This window comes from Kaistella yananensis (assembly GCF_026107505.2).
Lineage (GTDB): Bacteria > Bacteroidota > Bacteroidia > Flavobacteriales > Weeksellaceae > Kaistella > Kaistella yananensis.
The window spans coordinates 229,428-253,607 of sequence record NZ_JAPCHZ010000004.1 but is presented as its reverse complement, the minus strand read 5'-3'; the positions used below and the strand labels follow the sequence as shown (position 1 = coordinate 253,607).

Here is a 24,180-nt window from a genome sequence, read left to right as displayed (position 1 = left end):
AATAAAGTTAAATTTAAAGGTAGGTATTTTTTTTGGACAGCAATTGCAGGCTTTCGTGTTCCGTTACGGTAAATAAAAACTGTTATTAAATATTTCAGGTCCGCATACTGATCCATGTGAAAAACACAGCCATGCACCAGATAACATTGGTAAGAAGAAAGGCCTGGTCTCACTTAAACACCAGAGGAACACAACTTTTTTCTTATGGCGATATGATTAAAGCGCAAATAAGCAGTACGGCGGATCGGTATATTTTTGTGTTTGCTTACCTCTTCCATAGGTGTTGCGTTAACGTGAGGAATGCAAAAGAACTTTATTTATTTGCTGCAAAACGATTGCAAATACGTTACCCGCAGGAAAGAAAGGTACGAATTATAAAATCTAATCCTCAACTTTCTTATTCACACACTTTACGGGATAACGTCTTTTAAGGTGCATTGGCAGGTAAGAGACTTTCTTTTATTTTCATTTATTTTTTCGGTGGTGTTTCATGAACTCCTCATGAAGTATCCATGAAGTATCCATGAAGCATCCATGAAGCATCTATGGAGCATCCCAGAATGCACTATCTCTGATGCCGGTTATTGCCTGTCCTGAACTCACTATACCAATTACTCAATAAATCGTGATGTAACTGTACCATGAAGAAATCCCGATCTATTTAACGGGGACTTTGCAATTTTCAGGTGGTTTGCGCTGTAAGATTTTTCTCCTTAACCAGATGATCTAATTTTTTGGTCAGAACGTTCAGGATTTCATCCATAATAATTAATTCTTCCGCGGATGACTTTCCCCTGCTGTCTGAATATTTAATATAGTAATCAATTAATTTATAAAAAGCAGTGGAAAGTTTTTCAAATAAAAATTCGGTTTTTTCCAGAGACGGATCTGCGTAAACACAAAGTTTCCATATACTGTATGCGTTTAAGTAGTGTGGCATATAATAGGGAAACGCAGCATTAATGTAGATGCGTAAAAGGCGCATGATGCTGTTTGAAAACAACTGTACAAGTCCGCAATGATTATCATGCTGCAGGTGATCCCGAAGATTAAAATACTGTTCTACAAAGTCTTTCACGGTACGATACTGCATGTTGAATTCCCAATCACTGGCCCATACAGAATCCTGCCAATGAATGGCTGGGTGGAAATCAGTGGACTGATACACTTTATTTTCATGGGTGATGATCCGCTTCATCAGCTGTTGATGTTTATTCAGATGATTCTGGAGATATATTCTGCTGTGACCCAATATCACAACATTTGTCCTGCCATTCGAGGTGTCCGACACTGAGTGCTGAATATCCTCAATGGCACTGTTTCCAATAGCGTCACCAATGACCAGCAGATAATAGATGCATTGCTTTTCTTCAGGGTTTGGAGAAGATAATTCTTTTGTTTGAAATAAGTAAATTTCTTCCGGTGCAAGTTTCGTGATCACCGTTTTTAACACCTTTTCAAAAAGAGGACCCTTACTTTCAGAATCTTTCACAGGATGATTCATCATTGGTGATGATTTTTTGAAACGAATGATATGGCTGAATTTTGAAAATCTATCAGCAACCATCTTATACAGCTGTGCTTCTGCTGATTTTACTGCACCATAAAGCTCTGAATACATATCAGATTCTCCACCGCCTTCCGCTTCACTTACTGATTCCTCCATTTTGCTGATCAGGTAAAAAGCATGTTCATTTTTCATCACAAAAACTCTCTGAATTTCCGGAATATAGCGGATCAGCTGTGTAAGTCTTGTGTGAAGGTTTCTGTCAAAGAAATTACAGCCCATGTATAAGTTTTCGAGGTATTCCACATGATGCTCAAATACGGTCAGGTAGCTTTGAAAGGCAGCCGCATACATTTGACCGGCGTGAAATTTATTGGCTTCTGTCATCAGGAGGTCATGGTCGTGGTAAAACTTCTCCTTAAAAATATTCAGCTTTTTCTTAAACGCTTTCTTTGTGGGGTACGTTTTCAGCGGTACACCAACTTCCTCATTCATCCAGACCATTGCTGAGGGATCAGCGTAATACTGATAAAAAGGATTGCCGCATTTCAACTGAAATTCTGCTTTGTGGTGATAAGCAATATGGATATTGATCTGAGCAGCTGCAGCCTTGGCGATCCATTTTCTGGCGCGCAGGGTTTCTGCCTCTTTAGGGTCTTTCATCAGGATCAGTACTTCTATTGATGAAGTGTTTTCAGGCTTTAACAAATGCAGCTGAAGCACTGAAAATTCATGAAGGGCTTGAGAGATCTGATTTCTGATGACCTCATGCGGTAAAGGAATGCTGAATTTCTGTTTCGTTTCCATCGTGTTGTATTTTTAAAGGTTATGACACAAATTTCTTCAGGGTACAGGAGCTATTCAAGTTTGAAAAGGGATATTATATTCCTCAACCTGACTATGATATCTTACTTTTGCTCTTCTAGCCGCTTTAACATCGCCCACGCGCTGTCATTCTGACGAAGGAAGAATCTCATCCCCGTCCCTCATCTGTCATCTTTTGTGGTAATCTTCTCTATTCCCCTTTCCTTCAAAAGATGCGCAGCGTCCAGCATCTTGATGAACTGGAAAAAAGGCGTCATCACATCCATGCCTGAAGGATCTATATAAGGAGACAAAGCCAGATGAACTGTTTCGCAGAGAAAAAAATCGTATTCGTCTAAACTTTTTTCGATGAATGCATTTCTAAAAACGGAGAAGGGATCCTGAAACTCCTTTATCGTCAGTGAGGCGAGGTAAAGCTTAGCACCAGCTTCCACAGGTTCAGTCTCTTTCATTTTCCATTGATCTCCTTTGAACTGCAATCTGTAGCAGGATCGCAGGAAGGAACGGAAAGCGGTGTAAAGGACGAAAATCTGACCGGGATATTCTTTGCGGCAGATTTCTTTTTTCTGCGTGAATACCATCATTTCCTGAAGTACTTTTTTATATCCGTCATGGTGGTGGAAATCGAAAAAAGCATCGATCAGTTCGAATGGGTCTGTAATACTGTCGTCCGTCCAAAAGCCCGGTTCTAAAGGAATTTTTTTATTTTTCATGAGGTAGGATTTTATGATGAAGCGAAGTTCCTGGATTGCAAAGGGATGTTCTATTCCGAAAAGGGATAATATATCCGCGGCATTAGGATTTTTACCTCAAATTTTTTAACTTTACTTTTCAACGGATAGTCTTATCTTTAGGGCTCAGAAAAAACAATACGCATGGAACAGAAAATACATCAGGGACGCAACGTGAAACGCTTTAGAGAAATGTTGGGCATTAAGCAGGAAGCTTTGGCTTTTGACCTGGGCGAAGACTGGAACCAGAAGAAAATCTCCCTGCTCGAACAGAAAGACGTCATCGAAGATCCGTTGCTTCAGAAAATATCTGAGGTATTGAAAATTCCCGTGGAGGCTTTTCAGAATTTTGATGAACAGTCTGCCATAAATATTATTGCTAATACAATCACCAATAATGATAACGGAGCCGTTTACAACCATCATCCGGTGTTTCAACCTATTGATCAATTGCTGAAACTTCACGACGAAAAGATCGCGCTCTATGAAAGAATGCTGAAGGAGAAGGACGAGATGATGACCAGATTAGAGAACTTGATTGAGAAGCACTGAAATAAATTATTAGATATTACTCCATTCACTCAAAAATTCGCGCTTCCTTTCCCATTCTATTTCTGCCTTATAAGAATTGATTTGATTTTCAATAAAATTAAGATGTTCCAAGTATTCTATTTTATTTAATGCTTGTATATACTTCTTCAGCTCCTCATAAACAGTAATCTCACCCCTGACTTTTGGAATTCTGCTGTTGACAGTTAAACTATCTCCTGCATAAAAATCTAATTTTTTGAAAAATTCTATATCTGAGTTTTTCTTTAGAATAATATCTAAAAAGCTATATTTTAATTCACTAAATATGGATAGCACTATATTGAATATTAATCTCATTATTCTTTCATCGAAAGTTTTATTAATTAAATAATAGAGAAAATTCACGCCATTTTCTCCGCTTTCTTGAAATACCGTCGAAACTTCTGATCGTACATTTTTGAAGAAGAAAGGAAATTTGCTCGAAAATATGATTACATATTCCATTATTTCATTTCTATTTTCTAAATCCCACAACCGTTTAAAATCATATTCTAAAAAATCTGTTGTACTGATATATGTTTTATCATTAAAGGTTGATTCTAAAAACTCATTGATAAATTTTGGATTGTTTACAAGAATTAACTTTAAAGTTCCCAAATCATAATCGAAACGTCTACCTTCTGAATTCATAGCAAGATAAATGCGTTCTATATCTTTTAATCTATTTAAAAAAATATTGTTGTATTCATTATATAAATATTTGAAGAAATCGTGGTGGACAAATAAGTTTTGCGAATGAGATTTTAAAACCAGATAATCCACCACACCATCAAGTTCTTTTTCAAGGTCAATATCTAATTTTTTTAATTTTACAAAAATATCTTCAATAAAATTTATCCAAACCGTTTTTTCCTCTTTGAAAAATTTCAGTAATATAAAATAATCTTGATATGTAATAAAATCAACTGGTAAGTGGGATAAAAAAGGCACACAACAACTCTGCGGAATTTTACTTTCAGCAATTAAACCCCGTATTTTTTTTGATTTAAAATCATCATAACTAATATCTCTAAATACCATTCCCAAATATAGATGCTCTGAATATTCATACTTAAAAAGTTCTTCGAGAACTTCGATAAATAATTTAAAATCTACGTTTGAAAGTTTTATGAGTATATGCGAAATAGACTCCTTGCTTATTGAATATCCCTCAAGAAACCCTTTTTTATGTTTACTAATTAAATCAATCTGCTTCAGGAAAACTTGATATTTGAGGAAATCAAAATTTTCTACATATAGATATAGTAATTCTCTTTTATCTTCCGCTCTTTCATTGAGTAAATGCCATAAATCTACTTCTTTATTTCTAAATTTATCGTTTAATTTTTTATTGAATTTTACTTTGTAAGAATCTAAACTTCTAAAGAATCTATGGACAATTTTTGTTTCTCGAAAATTAGGATTTGGTAAAAAGTTGTTCACAAAAAAATCAATAACTAGTTTTTCATCAAACTTGATGATCACATCATATTGAAGATAGTGATGCTCATATCTATGTTTCTCAAAGAAATCCAAAACGAATACTTTTAAAATTTCATTTTTATAACAGTTAAAAATGAAATTCCATAATTTAATTCTAAATTCTTTTTGTTCTTCAGATAAATATGTCGGAATCTGACTAGTATAAATTGTATTTCCATCCCAAACTGAGGATTGAAAACTATCAATCAAATATTTAGGTGCAATGAAAAGTATAATTTTAGAATAAAAAATATTGTCTTCGTCTTGAACTTTATTGTACAAAAATTCAAATAATTTTATTTGATTAGCATAATTCAGATTGTGATCATATTTTCCATAAGTGAATGACTGGGTAAATACTTTAAGCAATTTTGTAAAATTACGAGAACTTAACAACCCATATTTCACAAGTAAATCTAATGAAAGTATAAATCTTTCAGGAAACTGTTGAAAATTCACTAAAATTTCTACAATTTTATCATCATAGGATTCTATGTGATTATCATTGTAAATTTCAAAAGGAAGACTATGTAAATGACTAATATTTTCTGTGGAAATAAATTTATTTACAAAAATTAACGATTCAGTTGGCAAATAAAACCAAAAATCCGTTAGGAATTTCAAGCACTTAGTATCATCACTTAGAATATTCCACTTGCCTTTTATGTCATCAATGATAAGAAGTTTTATTTCTTCAAAACCATAATTATTTACAATTGGTGTAAGTAGCTTAATCAAAGAAAATTTATTTTCATCTACATACAAATCAAGAAGTAATCTGAATGAAATTTGTTTTTGCTTAATAAAAACCAAATAAAAAATATATTCCCCTAAAATTTGGTCTGCAACTTTATATGATCCATTGAATTCATCTGCAATTTCATATTTGAAAAGCAATTCTAGATTTTCAATTAATTCATTTTTTGAAATTTCAAAATATTTTTCGATTTCATCTATAGACTTGGTATTGCTAAAATCTATAGTTCTGAATAATGATAAAATTCCGGCAGTTTTAATAAGTTGACTCTTTACATTTAGTTGTAGATTAACTGACGAAAAATATTCTTCCAATATCAATGAAGCATTATTGAGCTTTTCAATTTCTCCATTGATGCCAGCAAGCGCTGCCATTATTGCTATTCTTGGATTCCCTTTCGATATGGAATAAATTTTATCTGAATAATACTCTGTAATATTAAAGTCTGAGGATTGTAAAATTTTTTTTAATTCATCTCTCTCAAAATTTTTAAGTTCAATTAGTTGGTAATTTTTAAGTTTACCCTGAATTTCTTCTTTTACATAATTTCGGACAGTAAAGATTAACTTTATTGTACCACTTTTAAAACTATTTTTAAAATTTATGATAAGGTCAAGATTGTTTTTTAATTTGTTAGCATCATCAATTACGACAATATATTTTTTCTCCTTTATAATCTGAATTTTTAAATCTTCCCAAATATCAAGAATTCCGTTGGCTCTGATATATTTTGCCTTACAATCAGAATTATTTTTTTTGAATTCTTTTACCAATTCTAATGAAAATTTTGTTTTTCCTACGCCAGCCTGTCCTGAAATAATTAGAATATCATTATTTTGAATCAAAGAACCTCCTTCGATTAATTCTCTATCTCTATTAAAAAAATGATTGGACAGTGGAGTTGAAAATTTTGACTTTTGGTATTGAGAAACAAATTCATCAACTTCAAGTATTTGACCTGTATCAATCGCTAAACCTAACTCCTTAGCTAATGACGGATACTCTTTAAATATTATAGTGGCAAGTGCATCAATTCCTATAACTTCTAAGCCAACACTAGAGCTGAAAGATTTTTTGTGTTGATTTAACTCTTCTTGAATGGCCGTTGTAATTTTGTCATTACAGATAAGAATTATTTTGAGAATTTTCCCCGAAGGAACATCAGCCTGATTAAAACAATGCTCAATATCTTGTTTTAATTTTGGAATTAATCCTTTGATCCCAGTAGTTGTGATTTCATTGAATATGTAAAAATCTTTAATCGGAATAAAATTATCAGGAGTTCCCTTTTTAGATTTTTCTTTACCTAAAACAAAGCCTGTCGAATTTATAATTTCATATTTATAGGAAAGATAAAGTCTACATAAGTTCGCAAACTTATCAGGATTACAACTTGACAATTTTTGCTCAATTAAAGTAATCATAGAAGTGTGATTTTTACTTTTTCGTAGATTATGAAAGGACTGATTTCAGCTTTCTGTAATTTTTAATAATTCTCTTATCAAAATAAAGGTGTCTCAGAATTTGGTGTTATTTGAGGGCTTTCAATTTTCAACATTACGGGCATTGGAAAATCAACGCCCATTAAAATAGCTTCTCCAGAACCTAGTACAGGTAAAAAAGCTAAAGTATCTCTATTTGCTGAAGAACAAGCATTAGCGATTGCTTCTTTATCTTGATAATTTATTAATCTATGTGCTATGAATGTACCGATTTGGCTTAATGTGCCATTTGGAATATCTCTCGGCATTTGTGTAGCTAAACAAAGAAACAAACCATATTTTCTACATTCTTTTGCTATACTGTCAAATGCGCTTAAATCTGTAGATTCAAAATATTCATCTTTTACCTTTTTGTTTAAATATTGGTGAGCTTCATCAATAAATAATACCAAGGGCTTAGTTTTAAATTTTTCTTTTCTAGCTAAATCAAGTAAAAACTTGCCGACAGCATTTGCTAATATTTCTCGAGCTTGAAAATCAAAACTAACAGACTCAAAACTTATTCTCAATAAACTAAGATCACTTTCAATAAATTTGTTAATACCATCTATTAGTTCGCCATCATCATTTTTTTGCTTATCAAACCCAAATACTTTATTAAATTCAGTATTGTTTACCAGATTATTAATCCTAAGTATTAAACTAATACAATTTGTAGCATGATTGTTATTTTGAGTTCCCCATTTATGATGATCGTTAAAATCTACATCGTTGATACATTCTTTTGCTATTTGATGTGATAATTTTTCAATATTAAAGTTTGAATTTAAACCCTCTATTTGGCTTATAAATGTTGAATAGACTCTATTAAATGGTCGTATTAATTTTCCTGCTTTAAAAATTGTTCCATCTCTAACAATTATATCTTCTCTTATTTCCTCTGTAATTTTAATAGAAAAAGTATTGTCGTTAGACTTGATTATAAAGTCGCCATCAATATTATTTTCTAAGATTCGTAAAACTTTTAAAGATTTTATTGCCTCCATTAATTTAGGTGCTTGAACTTGTCCTGAGGGTCTAAGCAAAACAAATAAATCCGTAACTGTCAAATTTGAATAATGAAAAAAAGAATCTCTGGACAATATTAAAGGCTTGCAAGTTTTATCGGCTATGTTATCAAAATTAGAATATTCTCCTGTTGGATCAATAATAATCGCTTTGTTTTTATTTTCTATTATTCCTTGCAGCAATCGACTTACTGTGTAGCTTTTACCACCTCCAGTAGTTCCTACAATAGCACAGTGTCTTCCAAATAAAGCTTGTTGAGATAACTCGACAACAGTTGATTTGTCATAAGTTAAATGCCCCAAATTAATGGTTGGAGGAGTACCAACATAATCATCTTTAACTCCAAAATTTTTGAAATAACCTTTAATAAACTCGGATGAACATATAAATACCTTTGATCCAATCATTGGTAGAGAATTCAAGCCTTTATCAATTCTTGTAGGATGAAATAACTCAAATGATAATAGTATTTCGATTTTACCAGTTGGATGGAAGTCTTTAGTACTAAAAGATTTTTCACTTAATTCAAGACGTTCCTTTTCAGGTAAACTTAACTCAAGTATTTTACCTAAGAATCCATAATTTTCACCTTCGATTACCACATAATTACCCACTAATCCTCCTTTTAGCTCTTCACCATAAAAAGTGAAAGATTTCATTAAAACTGACGATGGAAAGTGAACTTTTACATAATGTGGTAAAACTTGATTTATATAGCCAATGAAATGACTATGATTAAAGGGATTATTGCTCATCAGTATTAGAATTTAAATTGAGAATAATCTTTTTTACATCTTCTTGATTGTAAGATTTAAGATCTGGATAATTGTCTGCGAAATCTTTAAATAATTCTGAAACTAAGGTAATAATACTATGTTTTTTTGATGCTTCGAAAATAGGTCTAAATGTCGGTGATGTTTGATCAATACTCCGGTTAACTACCACTAATTGAAAACTAGGATTTTGTTCTAATGCCTCTATAATAGCAGTCACCAAATGTTTGTCATTGAAACTAAAGCCAATACACACCAGTAGAACATTTTCATTTCTTAAGTTCTGTTGAAAGCGAGACATCATTTCAAAATAAGGTTGTTCATAGGAACTTTCATATTTACTGTCCTTAGGAAATATCATTAAAGGATTTTCAACGTTTTCCCTTTGTATTATTTCATTATTTTCTTTTGTCCAGTCCACAGATCCATGTGGTTTGTAAAGATGAAAAACTTTCTGAACAAAGTTGTCTTCCTCTTTTACTCTACTTGAATTTCTGGAAACAATATCTAAATCAAAATTTCTTCCGCTGAAGGTGCGAGGATGTGAAAATGAAAAACCGTCTATAATTGTGAAATTTTTCTTTCTACCAGCTTGCTCAAATAAAGTATCATAATTTAACGTGAATACCTTTACCCTTGGTAGTGTAACTTTCCTTTTAGTTATTTTTTCGATGAATAGTAAATGAGGAGCGTCATCAGGAAGTTTTAAAGTACAATTTTCTTTAATAAGCTGCTCAATAATCTTAATGGTTTTGTCAATATCTATTTTTTTGATTTCATCAGTCTCTACTATTGGATCAACTACAAAATTTTTGGCAATGGTAGCAAGAGATAATAGTTTTTCAAGATTCTTATCATACCTTCTGTGATTTCCTTCTTCTAATTCAAATTTTGTATAAGTGACTAAATCACAGAATTTCTCTAATAAAGGTGTTGTCAATTTTGCTTCAACAGCATCCCAGAGATCAGACATTATTTTACCTGTTCTTTCAATCTCAATTTCTAAAACATCATCTATAATATTTTGCCCTATGCCAACTGAAGATCCAGCACCTGAGAGGATTACCAAATTTTCAAACTGGTTATTTAAGAGTTCTGCATATTTTTTCCGTTTTATAGCATTTGCAAAATCTAATTTATTGGGATTTACTTCGTCTCCAAAATCGTAACGATTGCCATCAATATAAACTTCTGAAACGGTATCGCCATCGTATTCTACAGCTACTGATTTATGACCATTTATGAAAAGGTATTTTTTACTCATATTTATTTTTTATCAAAGTGTGTATATTCTGAAATACAATTACTCAACTCTATCATCTAAAAGTTGGGATAAATGATATTGTTTCTATTATTGATTTCGTGTAATTGTTTTTCGGTGTAACCATATTTTTCGGAGTTGAAATTATCATATGTGAAACCTTTTGATAAAACCCAGCCAATGAATTCAATACCTTCGTAGAAGTCTAAAAATAAACCAAAAGTACCTTGAACATCAATGTACCTATACTGAAAAACTTCAGGATTACTAAATTCTCCTCTAGTAAGTATTCTTTCATCTAAATCCTCTTTAAAAGAATCCACAAGAGAATTAGAATCAATTCCTCTAAAGTGAATGTGTTTTGAAAACCATTGAATCATTCCTTCAGCAGGTTCTTCTTTGTGATAAAAATATAATGCACGCATTATTTTTTCAATAAATGAGTCAGCTTCAAAAGGTTCTAATTTGCTGAAGATGGTGGGTTTTTCATTAATGAATCCAATAGCTGTATTTTTGTTAAATGAATTCACAAAACCTTGCTTTTCTTTCCGCTTCAAACTTCTTACCACAGTATCTAGAAAATCCTTTTCTGCGACACTATTACTTCTATGCGACTTTAGATAAAATTGAAATTTTTCATCTATTTGGGAAAAATTATTATTGTGTTTTTCACAAGAAGGCACTGTCATCAAATCTTTTCTATAGCCTTTTGGGAAAAATCCTTGTGGCGGAACATGCTCTCTCTTGATAGCTGATGGTGTAAGTTCTATTCCGCACCAATAACATATTTTAGGGAGATTATTTTTCATCGTTTTTTTTGCTCCACTATTTTCAAAATAACTCAAAAATACTAATAATTACTAAAATACTAAAACCCTATCAATCTCCTTCATCAACTTGTCAGTCTCCGTCAGCGCCACAATCATCTTGTTATAGTGAAAAATATCCTCATAAGACAGTTCCCTGTCCTTCCGGTCTTTGAGCCATTTCTGGGCCGGTTGGTAGCCGCCGATATAAAAATTCCAGGCGATTTCCGGGACGTTCGCGAAATATTGTGATTCGTTGATATAAACCTTGCCGTTTTTGTAGACAGGTTTTGTTATCACATTATATCCATCTTCCGGATAAGTTGAAATAAAATCATTAACTTTTTCCGATTCCAATAAATGGAGTTCTCTAATTTGTTTTCCTAAAGCCACCAAATCCCAGAATTGTTTCTGATCCGTTGGGTAAGGCACTCTGGGGAAATCTATTTTTAGAAATTCTTTGTAGGTTTCCCGGTATCTTGGGGAATGTAAAACAGCGTAGATGTAATCGAGCAAATCGATCGGTGCAAAAGTTCCGTCATATCCTTCAGCAAGATCTACCACTAAATTTTCTTCAGGAATGAAAGCAAGTCTAAGCTGCTCCTCCATTTTCTCCACGATTTCCATGTTGAGATTGGGTACTCTTACAGGGTTTTCTTCTAATGTTGTTTGGGAAGAAGTTTTGGTGTAGAGATAGAGTGGAATAACATAACCTCTTTCTCTCGATTTATTTGAAACATATGAGTCGTCCACAATTTTATTTGTAATAAAAACATGCGAGTACGATTCAGATACTAATTGTCGACAAATATTAAGTGCGAGATTATCATTAAGCAGATGCTTCATAATATCTCTCCTATTCCTTTCTATAAATAAATCATTGTAATATAAATATCTTTTATCAAAAGGCCGGTATGAAATCGGTACAATCGAATCAGCGTCAAATTCCAAAGCTTTTAGTTTAACTTCATCTATCTTCCAAGAGGAATTTTCTTTCAATTTATATTTGTACACAATTTCATTTTTTGATAAAATAAAAAAATCCTTAACTCTATCTTCGAGTACTTTTTGATTTATATCAATTACAAATGAATCTCTCGAAGTAACAATTCCCACATTCTTCAGTGAAAATATTTCATTTACTTTAAATCCATTATCATAAACTTTTTGAACCCCAAAATCCTTTTGCACCATAAAATAATTGGGGGCAATATTCTCCAATAAATTAAAGGGTATTTTGCTGATGTTATTTTCTTTTAAAAACTCATATTTAAAATCCCGTTTTCCATATAAATCATGATGAAAAACTTGCCCTAATACACCTGCTTTTTTATTGCCTGTTTTTACAAAAAGATTAATAGAAACTCCCTGCATAATATCAAAAACATTCTGATCTACAGAACCATCGGGGGAAATTTCTTTTTTCTTAGAGTTTCCGTGTAGATCGATCGTATAAATTTTGTCAAACTCCTTTAAAAGGTTCCAGCGCATTCCGCGGAAAGTGGGATTGTCTAGGAAACCATGAGGATTAATAAAAGCTAAAATACCATTTCCATTCTTATTAATGAAATACTGTGCAAAACGGATAAATTTCACATAATCATCATTAATCCATTTAGGATTACGTTCTTTCAATTTTTCTTTTCCTCCGGGCTCCTTTTTGTAATCTTCCATAAGGTCCATAATCCATTTTCCTTTATTGGCACTTTCACCGCTATACGGAGGATTACCCATGACTACCATCACCGGTGTTTCTTTTTTAATTTTATTGGCCTGTGTACTTTCGTCCGATAACCACGAACTGAACAACGTTCCGGAATCGGGATGCGCCTCCTCTAAGGAATTGGTTAAAAATATTCTGAATCTTTGGTCATCATTCGCCTTATAACCTGTTTCTTTCAGGAGCATATCCATTTTCAGATGCGCCATGGCATACGAAGCCATGAGAAGTTCAAAGCCATTCAGCCTTGGAATGAGATCATTCTTCACATATTTGGACCACAGGCCTTCCATGCCTTTAAATTTGGAATGAATGTGTTTCACCGTTTCAGCCAGGAAAGTTCCTGTGCCGGTAGCAGGATCTAAAATCTGAACCCGGTGAACTTCCTTTTCAACCAATCGGAATCCAGTCGCGGAACGGGCATCAGGAATCTGAGATTCTACTTTAATCTTCGTTTTAGACGTATCGGCAAGTCCCTGTGATAAACCGAATTCATCTTTCAGAATATCATCTACTGCCCTTACAATAAAATTGACAACGGGCTGCGGCGTGTACCAGACCCCACGTACTTTCCGGAGGTCCTTATCATATTGAGCAAGGAAAGTTTCATAAAAGTGGATGATCGGATCTTCCATTTTGGTAGACTTCCCGAAGTTCTTCATGATCTTTTCAACATCTGTCGCCAAAAATATCTGAACCAGTTCTTCTACAATCCATACCAAACGGTCATCTAAATCGAAACCTGCAATATCCTGAAACAGTTTTCTGAGAAAAGGATTGGATTTCGGAATTAAGTTCGCTGCTTCTAAACGGGAAAAAGTTTCCAAAGTCGGATCATTGTATCGCGCAGCAAACATCCCATATGCTATGGTCTGTGCATAAATGTCGGAGAATGCCTTATTATCAATGTCATGAATCAACATTTTCTTGAACGTGATCATTTGATTTTTTAAATCAGAAGAACGTTCGTGTTCATCATCCGCATTCAGTGATTTCTCAATAATATCCGCCATCAACCTCGCTTTCCCGGCGAGCATTTCTGCCAACCGTTGCGGATTTTGTATGGTTTGAGAGACGGTCTGGACGAAGTTTTTAATCAGGCTTTCAAATTCAGAAAAATGTTCAGGCTGACTGATGATCTTACCCTCAATATTGCCTGCGATGGTGATCGTTTTATATTTTTCGCCGTCACGGTAAAACTCGAAAGTGAGATAATCTGTGATGATCAGATTGCTTAACCCCAGCCGGTAACGGTCAAACTGTTCTTTCAGTAATTTGGAATCGAGTTTAACACCAATATCTTTGGCTTCTATATAACCCACCGGAATATTATTTTTCCCTTTGGTAAGCACATAATCCGGAGCACCACATTCGATTCGAGCAGGTTCATTGGTTACTAATATTTCGGGAAGTAAAGTCGACAGAAGATTTTGTAAATCTCCTCTATAAGAATGTTCTCTCGAGTTTCCGGTTTGATATAATCTGTTCAGATTATCAATATATTGTTGAATGGTCATGTTTATTTAGTAATCTCTCAAAAATACGATAAATTTTATGAGTTATCGTGTGTAGAACTTAGTTTATGGGAAAAACTGCTTTTCCAATGTATGATGTTCAATAATGAATTATTGCACTGTTGAATGGTGTTAGACAGGTGAATATAAAAGCTGTTTGTGTATTATACTGGAAAATAACTGTTATACAAAGATTTTCCGGTCTAAAAGCTGGCCTTAACCATCGCTTCATCAAATTTAACTTTAAAATTCGATTGCTGTCCAGATGAGGGAAAAGGGATTCTTACATCTACATGGTTATATTTTTTGAGCTTGCTTTTAAGAGCATCATAAACATTAGACTTTATTGTTATGATTTTTGTCTTGGAATTTACTAAATCATCAACTTTTGCAAGAGCTTTTTCTACGGCTTTGTTTTCGGTCTCGTAACAAACTGACAGAGGCAATTCATATAGATCTATAAGAAATATTCCATCTTTTTTTAAATGAGATAAAATTATTGCCTTGATCTTTTCACTTCTATGTGATATAAGGAATTTTTCTTTCAATGCAGGATAAAAATATTCGGATATAGCTAAAAACAGAAAATCTTTTTCCTTAACATTTTCAAAATAAAAAAATCTGTTTAAAGAGTCAGGTGGAGCTTCAGCAATTAACAGCAGTTTAATTTTCTCCGGCTTATATTTTAACCTGGCATTTTCTAATTTGTCTAATAAATTTAGGTTATCCATCTCAGTGCAGTATTTTATTCACGCTTAATCCTTTCAACAAATCCTTCGTATGGACTTTTATTTTTTGTCTAAAAGTTAGAAAATCATGTAGCTGCAGAGGATTTTAATTACAGCCCTACTTCATGTCTAACTTTCAATTGTTTAATACATCCAGAACACTTACCACAAGCTAAGTTCGAGATATGACAAGAATGAGCTAAGCTGAGTAGATCAAGAGGAACGTTATAATTTTTAACCAGCTCGTGGCTATAATATTCTAATGTTGGGCAAATTATTTTAATATTACCTTCTTGAAAATTAACTAGTTCATTAATCAGCTCATAAAACATATTGGTGCCATCAGAATGAAAATTATCTGACTTTACCGATGCTAAATATAATTCAGAAACACCATCTTTAATTGCTTGCATTGCAGATAATGTTATCAATAACTGATTTCTATATGGCCACCATTCATCTGATGGCGAAAGATCGATAATTTCTTTATTTGCTAATGTTCCAGACCCAAGATTTCTACAATCAACTGTAATAACCTTATGTACAATTCCTAGTTTTTTAGCTATGTATTTTGAAACATAAATTTCTCGTTTAGCAACTGTTTGACCATAATCAATCGTATAAGCAATTTGCGGTTTTAAATTATACGCAAGTGATATTGAATCGATTCCTCCTGAAAGTAAAATTCCTCTTTTTATAGATTCCATATCGTCTTGTAAATAGCTGTAGTTAAATGATTGTAGTACTCAATAGAGGAGCCCTTTAACATTAATAGTTTATCTTCTGCACAGGTACGATGATAACCAATTATTTTTTTTCCTTTTGCTAATGAATAACCTGACTCAATCAAAGCGCCTGAATCATAATTGTCGAATAAGCAAAATATTATATCTGAATTATCAATACCCTCTAGATCGTATTTTGTAATTAATTCACTATCACCTAACCCAACATCATGAAAGGGAGAAAACACTTTTATTCCCAAAGATAGAAAAGCGGATCTTACTTTATCAACTAATATTAATTCCGATATCGCGAAAAATGGAGATGCCAAATAAACCTGCTTATTATCAAGGGGTTTAAGATGAAATTCTTTATAATCAAAACCAGCATAAGCCGTTACATCAACATATGCTTTTTTGTCACAAAATATTGCTGTAGATTTTGACGCATAAATTGCTGATACTTCTATAGAAAGATTTTTATTCATCCAATAATATCCAAAACTTGATGTGAAAATATCCCCAGAACCAATTTTAAAGACGTTTTCTGTAATATAGGAAGGGATTTTCACTTCTTTATTGCGAAAGTATAGTGTGGCCCCAAAAGGACCATCCTTAATAATAAATGCTTTAGCATTTTCTACATCGAAAAAATAATTTTTGATATCATCAATGTTTTCAGAAGCAGCTATTGCATTAGCTTCATTTCTATTAACTATATAGATCAATTCCTCAGCTTTGCCAAAGTCACTAAATTTAGTTGGTTTGATCGAAGTTTGTGGGTCATAAACTACCTTTTTTCCGTCTACATTATAATTTGATTCTAGCATTCCGAAAGCTATTATGTTGTCCTCCTTAACATCTATTAAATTAAGTTTAGAGATGTTTAAAACATTGGGGAATATTGAAGGATTATCAAGAGGAAACGTGTACTTAAAAGTTATAAGTTCATTATGCGGAGCCAGATTAAAATATAAGTTCTTATAAACCTTTTGGTTCTCTTTTAAATATGATAATATATCATTATTGCCAGCGGTTCTAAAATCAACTTCACAGCTATTTTCAAGAAGGAATTTAGCACCTCTAAAGCCAGATCCAAATATTTCAATTGATATTTCGTCATAATCAATTTCTCTATATGTACCGCCAATTATAGTAATCATAATTAAATTCTCTCTATTTTAACTCGACAAGAAGGAGTATTGATTGAAGTAATTACAGCTTCATATTCATTTCCGCTTTTAATACATTCAATTAGGTCAGCAGTATTTGTATGAATAATAGAACCTAATATCTCGCCGTTTCCATCTGATAGAACTACAGTTTCTGTTTCTGATAGTTCAACTTGTAAAATATCGCCAATATTTTGAGAAGACAGAACAGTTAAATCAACAGAAGAAACGGACGTATTTATAATTCCTGTGTTGCAATCAAATTTTGCACTTTGTGGTGGTACATATCCACCTCCACCCGATCCACTCATAAATTTTGTTTTTTTTTTAATTAATTGTTTAATTTTATAGTTAACTGTCTTTACTTATTTTGAAAAAACAAACACTGATTTATAACCATTATGATAATTTTTCCTTACTAACTTTCCAAAATTAACAAATATCTTCTTATAAAATACGGGAAACCATAAAAAACCAGATGGTTTTATTTTCACTTAGCCCATAATTTGTATATGCAGCAAAACTTTGGCAAAGTTATCCCCTACCCGATAAGCCCCTGACTCGACAATTCAAAATCCTTTAAAATGCTGGTACGCGCAACCTCATCCACCTCAGGATATTTTTCCCGCTGCTCCGCAAGAAGGTTTTTGGAGCTGCTATTTTTGGATAGTCAGTAAATTAATAAAGCGTTGATTTCATTCTTAAAGTATTTTCACCAATATTATAAGCATACACTGATGCAGGTAAAAAAGTGAAAGACAGCTCTCCTGTTTTTTTAGTCCCCTGTTTATCAATTGAGGTCACTAATGAGCTTGTGAATCCATTTGTTTTGCAGAATTGAATCAGGCTGGACAATTCCTGAGGTTTTTCAAAATATCGGTTGCTCCATTTAATCTCAACTCCCCAAATGGGTTTAAACTTTTTATCATCAACCAATACTAAATCAACTTCACCATCTTTCCAGCGGGCGTAAGTTAAATCGAGATGATCCCTGTGCATCCATTGTGACAAAATTGCAGTCTCTACCATATTTCCCATCTCATCGTCTGTTCCCTTTATTGGCGAAAACAAGGCGGTACGGAGGGAAGGATTGGTGAGATATACTTTAAAGCTGGTGATCCGCCTCAAGCGTTTTGCAGTGATATCTACTTTATGGATGACTTTGATCAGAAATGCAGATTCCAGATATTCCAAATATTTCTTTAAAGTGTCCTTTTGAATGCCACTTTCCTTAGACATCGCTTCGTAAGAAAACTCATTTCCCGTATTATAGGCAAGATAAGTAAAAAACCGGTTGAGTTCCTGAACATCTTTGATGCCATATAAACCTGGCAAATCGCGTAATAATACTTTATCTACAATATCATTCTTGATATAACGTCCCATGTCTTTCTGTATTTTTTCGGAAAGCACCACTTCGGGATATCCCCCAAAATTCAGATATTCCAAAAACTCGTCATTAAGCTCATCAATATTGACAGGAAGACAGTAAGGAATCTCCTTTCCTCCATACTGTATTTGCCCTTTGTAAATTAAGTGATTTTTATCTTTTAAATGAATAAACTCCTGAAAGGTAAGAGGTGGGAGCATAAAGTCTGTGAATCTTCCCGCACCACTTTCGGTACTGTGCCATCTTAAAGCTGCGGCAGCAGATCCCGACACTATAAATTTAGTTTCGGGGTACAAGTCTACCAATACTTTTAAATGTCTTTCCCAATCTTTCAAATACTGAATTTCATCAAAAAACACGTAGCACCCTTTTAAATCTTCTAACTGAAGAGACTCTTTACATAAATCCAGAATATCCTGTAAACTTAATTGAACGTAAATAGGATTATCGATTCCGACAAAGAAAATCCGTTGTGCATGGATGCCATCTTCCAACAGCTGTTCTACAGTATGAAACATCATTACGGTTTTACCTACCCGTCGTGGACCCATAAGTACTACAGCCCTGCGGATTTCCGTTTCCTGTACAAAGGGATAGAATAAATCAAAATACAAACGTTTAGACATCTCTTTATACAGCATTGGTATTTCCCTGGTAATCCACCAAGGGTTTTCATACTGCAAACGTTCTATAATTTTATCGGAGGGAATAAGGCGGGAATTCTTCATTATTTTGCTTATTTCAACAAATATAATAAAAATAAGCAGATTCAAATCTATCTATTTTCTGTTTTATATGTTAAATAAGACTATTTTCAGCAAAGCAACCGCTTATTTTTTCCTCTCGGTCTCCGACGAATCACGACTCGGAGCATGTCATTGATAAAACCGCGTATGATCAATTGAGTAACGTGTACATTATTTCTGGACAGGTCACATAAAAGACCCGTCTGCTTCCCCCACCCTCTCTAATGGCTCATTCACGGATCCTTCATGGATAGTGCATGAATGTTCATGAGGAGTTCCTGCAAACCGTTCGCTGCCATCAAGATGAACAGTGGTTCTTTCTTCACCGTCGTTCAGGTTCAGCTTAAAAATCCAGGTCACTAAAGTTTATATTTTTTGCATCTGTTTCAACGTAAATCTCATGGGGAAAAATGCGCCTATTTATACTGATCTTCAAGAAAAATTATGTTATTGCGCGAATAATTCTTAATTTTACGGAAAATTAGAATTGCTTGTGATCAACCAGAAATTAACCCCAAAACAGAAAGCTTTAGCTATAAATCTGGACACTAATATTTACGGAACCTTTGCCGAAATTGGTGCGGGTCAAGAAACAGTTCGTCATTTTTTCAGAGCAGGAGGTGCATCCAGAACCATTGCAAAAGCAATGTCGGCCTACGACAAAGATTTCAGTGATGCGATTTACGGTAAAGAAGCGAAAAACAGATATGTTACGCAAAACCGCCTTCGCAAAATGCTTCGTTATGAAGTGGCATTGATTGAGGAACGCCTGAACCGTGAAAACAATCCCGGCCGCAAATTCTTTTCTTATGCAAATACCGTAACGACCATTAATTTTGATAAAACACTTAAAGGTCACGGCTGGGTTGGGATTAGATTTCAGCTTGATGAAAAGGAAGATTATAATGAAATTGTTTTTCACGTAAAATTTAATGAAAACGACGCGACCTTACAGCAGGAAACTTTGGGTAGTCTTGGTGTAAACTTAATTTACGGTGCCTATAATCTCTCCGATAATCCGCGAAAACTCATAGAATCGCTTTACGACGATATTTCTACCGATAATGTGGAGATTGACATGATCGATTTCAGCGGTCCGGCATTTACCTATGTTGATAACCGTTTGATGAGTCTTCAGCTGGTGAAAAACGGAATGACGGATGCAGTAATCTTTAATCCTGAAGGAAACAACATGCTTCCGGCAGACATTCTCTATAAGAAGAATATTTTTGCTGTTCGAGGCAGCTTTAGGCCGGTAACCCTTGTGAATATTGACATGTTCGAAAGAGGACTTGAAATGTTCATGAAAGATTCCAGCTGCAGTTTTGAAGAAACTGTTGTTCTTTTCGAAATCACCATCTCAAATTTAAGAGCGTCAGGAGATATTGATGAGCGCGATTTCCTGGACAGGGTCGATGTTCTGGCAAAACTGGGTTACACGGTAATTATCTCCAACTTCTCTGAATATTTCCGTCTGATCGATTATTTTGCGAACTACACAAGCGGTAAAATAGGTGTTGCCATGGGGGTAAATAATTTGCTCGATGTATTTGATGAAAATTATTACAAAAACCTTTCAGGTGGAATTCTGGAAGCTTTCGGCAAATTTTTCAGACAGGATATGACGGTTTATCTTTATCCTTACAAAGATCCCGAAACCCATGAATTACTTACATCCAACAATTTAAGGGTTAGCGATAATCTGAAGGAACTTTACAAATATTTCAAACTCAACAAACGAATTGTTGACATAAAAGATTATAATCCGAATCACTCCGAAATTTATTCGCGCGAAATCCTAAACAAAATCGCAAACCACGAATCCGGCTGGGAAAATCAGGTACCGGAAGGTGTTGCAGAAATGATTAAAGAACGCGGAATGTTCGGCTACAAAGAAGAATTAAAACTAAAGGAGTTCTCTTAAAAAAACAAAAAAACATGTCAGAAATAAAAAAAAGACTTTCCTCCATCTTGGAAAGCCCAACTCACAATACTGAAGCTAAACTACAGAAGATCTGTCAACTCCTGGATCAGGAAATCCCCTATTTCAACTGGACCGGATTTTACTTTAAAAACGGCGACAAAGAAGAACTGATTCTCGGTCCTTACGTTGGTGCAGAAACCGATCACACCGTCATTCCTTTCGGAAAAGGTATTTGTGGACAGGTTGCGGTTTCCAACGAGACTTTCGTAGTTCCCGATGTTCATGAACAGGACAATTACCTGAGCTGTTCCATTGATACGAAAGCGGAAATTGTAGTTCCTATCATTAAAAATGGCGAAAATATCGGTCAGATCGACATCGATTCCCACACGTTGAATCCTTTCACTGCCGAAGACCGCGAAATGCTGGAATGGCTTTGCGACGAAATTGCGAAAATTATCTAATCAGAATTATTCTGAAATAAAAAAAGTGTGGATTTTCAACAGATCCACACTTTTTACTTTTATTGAAAATCTCTTATTTTCCAGCCAAATCAGAAATTCCTTTTTTATCTAAACGGAAAACCGTCCATTCATCCATCGGTTTGGCTCCCAATGCTTTGTAAAATTCAATGGAAGGCGTATTCCAATCGAGGACTGACCATTCAAAACGTCCGCAATTTTCGGCTTCTGCTATTTTTGCCAATTCGATAAGCAGCGATTTTCCGTAGCCTTTTCCGCGGTGTTCCGGTTCTACAAACAAATCTTCCAGGTAAAGCCCAGGTTTTCCAACAAAAGTGGAGAAATTGTAGAAATACAAAGCAAATCCGACTGGTTTCCCATTTTCTTCTGCCATTAAAACTTTGGCGAAATTATTCGTGAAAATATTTTGCTGAAGTTCTTCTACTGAAGTGATGACATCATTTTCGAGTTTTTCATAAACCGCCAGTTTTTTAATTAAATTGAAAATAACCGGCGCGTCGCTGGGAACTGCTTTACGGATTTTAAACATATTATTTTTTTAAAATGCAAAAATAATTAATATTAATGGAATTTTCGAGGGAATTATTGCCCCAAGCCCCACTTTAGCGGTCTGTGTAATATCTCTTTCATTTATCAGGAAATATTGGGAAGCAAAAGAGAAAAACGAGTGGTGAAAGCGGGAAATAACTTCTAAAAAAAACCTCCGGAACACGCCGAAGGTTATTGCTTATCATGAAGAGGTTTAATTTTAAATCTCGGTATTCAGATCCCAGTTCTGCAGATAATCGTGAACATGTTTCAGGAACATACCGCCCAGCGAACCATCTACCACACGGTGGTCGTAAGAATGTGACATGAACATCAGGTTGCGGATCGCAATTACATCGCCGTCTTTAGTTTCCAAAACTGCAGGTTTCTTAACGATTGCGCCAACGGCAAGAATTGCCACCTGTGGCTGGGGAATAATCGGTGTTCCCATCAGGTTTCCGAATCCTCCGACATTCGAGATGGTGTACGTCGCACCTTGTGTATCTTCAGGTCTGAGTTTTTTGTTTCTTGCGCGGTAAGCCAAATCGTTGATTGCTTTAGCAAGACCGGAAAGTGAGAGCTGATCAGCATTTTTAATCACCGGAACAATTAGGTTACCATCCGGAAGTGCAGTTGCCATTCCGATGTTGATGTTTTTCTTTTTGATGATTTTATCACCGTCCACCGAAACGTTGATCAATGGGAAATCCTGAATAGCCTTCACGATTGCTTTCACAAAAATCGGCATATAAGTAAGTTTTTCGCCTTCTCTTTTTTCGAAAATATCTTTATGTTTCGTTCTCCATTTTACGACATTGGTTACATCGGTTTCGATGAACGAGGTCACGTGCGGCGAAGTTCTCTTGGAATTCACCATGGCATCTGCGATTATTTTACGAACCCTATCCATCTGGATGATTTCGTCGCCCTCGCCTATCTGAACCGGTGCTGAAACCGGAGCGGATTGTGCAACAGGAGCTGAAACTACTGCCTGCGGAGTTGGTGCGGGAGCAGCGACCGCTTGAGGCGTCGCGCTTCTGTTGGAAACATACGCTAAGATATCTTCTTTCGTAATTCTGCCTTCAAGACCGCTTCCTTTAATGGATTTCAGTTCGGTTTCAGAAATATTTTCCTGCTGTGCAATGTTTTTCACCAGTGGCGAAAGGTACAGATCTCCAGAAAATTCCTGAGTTGCAGCGGCTGCCAAAGGTTTTTCGAGTTCTTTAATATCTTCCTGAGTCGGTGCAGGAATTTCGGTTTTTACTTCGTTATGAGATTTAGGTTCCTGCGGCTGTTCTGCAACAGTTTCACCGGCACCAGCAACTTCCATAATCGCAATTGCTTCGCCAATTTTTGCCACTTCATCTTTCTGTTTCAGGATTTTTACAATTTTCCCGGAAACAGGTGTCGGAACATCAGAATCTACCTTGTCGGTTGCGATTTCGACTACGGAATCGTCTTCCTTTACCATGTCCCCTTCATTGAACATCCAACTGATGATTGTAGCTTCCATCACGCCTTCTCCCATTGAAGGAAGTAATAATTTATATTCTGCCATTTTTAGATTTGGATTTTTACAAAGATAAAATTTTTTACGGATTAAAGAAATCTGAATTTTTACACTACATTTTTGATTTTTTTACAATCAGGAAAAATATAAAACGATTTTTAAATTGAGGAAAAGTATTTTACATTTTTTGAAGTTTAAGAATTAAATTTGCTCATTAAAATTCATAAAATGAAAAACCTTTATATCGTTGCACTCTTCCGTTTCAAAGAAAATTATCTGATGGACGCCATTGAACTGCTGAAAAAATTAGTCTTCGAAACCCGTAAAGAAGAAGGCTGCCTGCAGTATGATCTGGTAGAAGACATCGAAAACAAAGGCGTTTTTTTCATTATGGAACTTTGGGAATCCCAGGAACATCATTACAAACATTCAACAACGGAACATCTGGATCATTTCAGAATTCAGTCTTCTGGAATGATGGAAGAATACACTCAGGTTTATAAAGGCTTTAAAACATTCTGA

At 34.4% G+C, this 24,180-nt stretch carries 18 protein-coding genes; 4 read left to right on the top strand and 14 right to left on the bottom strand.

Translation table 11 applies throughout. From position 1 onward, the window contains the following. Positions 1-682: 682 nt before the first annotated feature. Positions 683-2,314, bottom strand: coding sequence for a hypothetical protein (locus OK344_RS08150; RefSeq protein WP_265144330.1), 1,632 nt, complete (start codon positions 2,312-2,314; stop codon positions 683-685). 179 nt (positions 2,315-2,493) lie between these two features. Next, positions 2,494-3,045, bottom strand: a complete 552-nt coding sequence (locus tag OK344_RS08145) for a hypothetical protein (RefSeq protein WP_265144329.1) — start codon at positions 3,043-3,045, stop codon at positions 2,494-2,496. A 162-nt stretch (positions 3,046-3,207) separates the two neighbouring features. On the opposite strand from OK344_RS08145, the gene OK344_RS08140 reads away from it, so the two are divergent. After that, the gene (locus tag OK344_RS08140; RefSeq protein WP_265144328.1) at positions 3,208-3,615 is read left to right on the top strand and encodes a helix-turn-helix domain-containing protein; all 408 of its coding nucleotides are present in this window, start codon (positions 3,208-3,210) and stop codon (positions 3,613-3,615) included. A gap of 9 nt (positions 3,616-3,624) precedes the next feature. On the opposite strand, the gene OK344_RS08135 is transcribed toward OK344_RS08140, so the two are convergent. The 10 genes from OK344_RS08135 to OK344_RS08090 form a co-directional block, all read right to left on the bottom strand. Then, positions 3,625-7,296 carry an nSTAND3 domain-containing NTPase gene (locus OK344_RS08135; protein WP_265144327.1) on the bottom strand — a complete coding sequence of 1,224 codons (3,672 nt, stop codon included), beginning with the start codon at positions 7,294-7,296 and terminating at the stop codon, positions 3,625-3,627. Between the two features lie 77 nt (positions 7,297-7,373). Beyond that, positions 7,374-9,137, bottom strand: coding sequence for an ATP-binding protein (locus tag OK344_RS08130; RefSeq protein WP_265144326.1), 1,764 nt, complete (start codon positions 9,135-9,137; stop codon positions 7,374-7,376). Next, entirely contained in the window at positions 9,127-10,419 is a 1,293-nt protein-coding gene (locus OK344_RS08125; protein ID WP_265144325.1) for an SIR2 family protein, read from the bottom strand. The genes OK344_RS08130 and OK344_RS08125 overlap by 11 nt, the downstream gene beginning before the upstream one ends. A gap of 56 nt (positions 10,420-10,475) precedes the next feature. Continuing rightward, entirely contained in the window at positions 10,476-11,225 is a 750-nt protein-coding gene (locus OK344_RS08120; RefSeq protein ID WP_265144324.1) for an HNH endonuclease, read from the bottom strand. 51 nt (positions 11,226-11,276) lie between these two features. After that, entirely contained in the window at positions 11,277-14,459 is a 3,183-nt protein-coding gene (locus tag OK344_RS08115) for a type ISP restriction/modification enzyme (RefSeq protein ID WP_265144323.1), read from the bottom strand. 200 nt (positions 14,460-14,659) lie between these two features. Then, entirely contained in the window at positions 14,660-15,187 is a 528-nt protein-coding gene (locus OK344_RS08110; protein WP_265144322.1) for a hypothetical protein, read from the bottom strand. Between the two features lie 107 nt (positions 15,188-15,294). Then, a complete protein-coding gene (locus OK344_RS08105; protein WP_265144321.1) occupies positions 15,295-15,891 on the bottom strand; it encodes a 7-cyano-7-deazaguanine synthase in 597 nt (198 codons plus the stop codon). After that, positions 15,879-17,069 (bottom strand): PfkB family carbohydrate kinase, encoded by a 1,191-nt coding sequence (locus tag OK344_RS08100; RefSeq protein WP_265144320.1) that lies wholly within the window; start codon positions 17,067-17,069, stop codon positions 15,879-15,881. The genes OK344_RS08105 and OK344_RS08100 overlap by 13 nt, the downstream gene beginning before the upstream one ends. A 2-nt stretch (positions 17,070-17,071) precedes the next feature. Next, the gene (locus OK344_RS08095) at positions 17,072-17,389 is read right to left on the bottom strand and encodes a hypothetical protein (protein WP_265144319.1); all 318 of its coding nucleotides are present in this window, start codon (positions 17,387-17,389) and stop codon (positions 17,072-17,074) included. 367 nt (positions 17,390-17,756) lie between these two features. Further along, positions 17,757-19,196, bottom strand: a complete 1,440-nt coding sequence (locus OK344_RS08090; RefSeq protein ID WP_265144318.1) for an ATP-binding protein — start codon at positions 19,194-19,196, stop codon at positions 17,757-17,759. Positions 19,197-19,710: 514 nt separating this feature from the next. Between OK344_RS08090 and OK344_RS08085 the strand changes: the two genes are divergently transcribed. Both OK344_RS08085 and OK344_RS08080 read left to right on the top strand, forming a co-directional pair. Next, positions 19,711-21,138, top strand: a complete 1,428-nt coding sequence (locus OK344_RS08085; RefSeq protein WP_407936705.1) for a TonB-dependent receptor — start codon at positions 19,711-19,713, stop codon at positions 21,136-21,138. Between the two features lie 14 nt (positions 21,139-21,152). Next, positions 21,153-21,602, top strand: coding sequence for an XrtF-associated fRMsr-like GAF protein (locus OK344_RS08080; RefSeq protein WP_265144316.1), 450 nt, complete (start codon positions 21,153-21,155; stop codon positions 21,600-21,602). A gap of 73 nt (positions 21,603-21,675) precedes the next feature. Here the strand turns inward: OK344_RS08080 and OK344_RS08075 are convergent, their stop codons facing one another. Together OK344_RS08075 and OK344_RS08070 are read right to left on the bottom strand one after the other, a co-directional pair. Further along, a complete protein-coding gene (locus tag OK344_RS08075) occupies positions 21,676-22,149 on the bottom strand; it encodes a GNAT family N-acetyltransferase (RefSeq protein ID WP_265144315.1) in 474 nt (157 codons plus the stop codon). Positions 22,150-22,368: 219 nt separating this feature from the next. After that, positions 22,369-23,706, bottom strand: a complete 1,338-nt coding sequence (locus OK344_RS08070) for a dihydrolipoamide acetyltransferase family protein (RefSeq protein ID WP_265144314.1) — start codon at positions 23,704-23,706, stop codon at positions 22,369-22,371. Between the two features lie 180 nt (positions 23,707-23,886). On the opposite strand from OK344_RS08070, the gene OK344_RS08065 reads away from it, so the two are divergent. After that, positions 23,887-24,180 carry a putative quinol monooxygenase gene (locus OK344_RS08065; protein ID WP_088469303.1) on the top strand — a complete coding sequence of 98 codons (294 nt, stop codon included), beginning with the start codon at positions 23,887-23,889 and terminating at the stop codon, positions 24,178-24,180.

Excerpts from the sequence above, each read along its gene's own strand:
- OK344_RS08150 (WP_265144330.1), bottom strand. The coding sequence starts at position 2,314 with ATGGAAACGAAACAGAAATTCAGCATTCCTTTACCGCATGAGGTCATC.
- OK344_RS08145 (WP_265144329.1), bottom strand. The coding sequence starts at position 3,045 with ATGAAAAATAAAAAAATTCCTTTAGAACCGGGCTTTTGGACGGACGAC.
- OK344_RS08140 (WP_265144328.1), top strand. The coding sequence starts at position 3,208 with ATGGAACAGAAAATACATCAGGGACGCAACGTGAAACGCTTTAGAGAA.
- OK344_RS08135 (WP_265144327.1), bottom strand. The coding sequence starts at position 7,296 with ATGATTACTTTAATTGAGCAAAAATTGTCAAGTTGTAATCCTGATAAG.
- OK344_RS08130 (WP_265144326.1), bottom strand. The coding sequence starts at position 9,137 with ATGAGCAATAATCCCTTTAATCATAGTCATTTCATTGGCTATATAAAT.
- OK344_RS08125 (WP_265144325.1), bottom strand. The coding sequence starts at position 10,419 with ATGAGTAAAAAATACCTTTTCATAAATGGTCATAAATCAGTAGCTGTA.
- OK344_RS08120 (WP_265144324.1), bottom strand. The coding sequence starts at position 11,225 with ATGAAAAATAATCTCCCTAAAATATGTTATTGGTGCGGAATAGAACTT.
- OK344_RS08115 (WP_265144323.1), bottom strand. The coding sequence starts at position 14,459 with ATGACCATTCAACAATATATTGATAATCTGAACAGATTATATCAAACC.
- OK344_RS08110 (WP_265144322.1), bottom strand. The coding sequence starts at position 15,187 with ATGGATAACCTAAATTTATTAGACAAATTAGAAAATGCCAGGTTAAAA.
- OK344_RS08105 (WP_265144321.1), bottom strand. The coding sequence starts at position 15,891 with ATGGAATCTATAAAAAGAGGAATTTTACTTTCAGGAGGAATCGATTCA.
- OK344_RS08100 (WP_265144320.1), bottom strand. The coding sequence starts at position 17,069 with ATGATTACTATAATTGGCGGTACATATAGAGAAATTGATTATGACGAA.
- OK344_RS08095 (WP_265144319.1), bottom strand. The coding sequence starts at position 17,389 with ATGAGTGGATCGGGTGGAGGTGGATATGTACCACCACAAAGTGCAAAA.
- OK344_RS08090 (WP_265144318.1), bottom strand. The coding sequence starts at position 19,196 with ATGAAGAATTCCCGCCTTATTCCCTCCGATAAAATTATAGAACGTTTG.
- OK344_RS08080 (WP_265144316.1), top strand. The coding sequence starts at position 21,153 with ATGTCAGAAATAAAAAAAAGACTTTCCTCCATCTTGGAAAGCCCAACT.
- OK344_RS08075 (WP_265144315.1), bottom strand. The coding sequence starts at position 22,149 with ATGTTTAAAATCCGTAAAGCAGTTCCCAGCGACGCGCCGGTTATTTTC.
- OK344_RS08070 (WP_265144314.1), bottom strand. The coding sequence starts at position 23,706 with ATGGCAGAATATAAATTATTACTTCCTTCAATGGGAGAAGGCGTGATG.
- OK344_RS08065 (WP_088469303.1), top strand. The coding sequence starts at position 23,887 with ATGAAAAACCTTTATATCGTTGCACTCTTCCGTTTCAAAGAAAATTAT.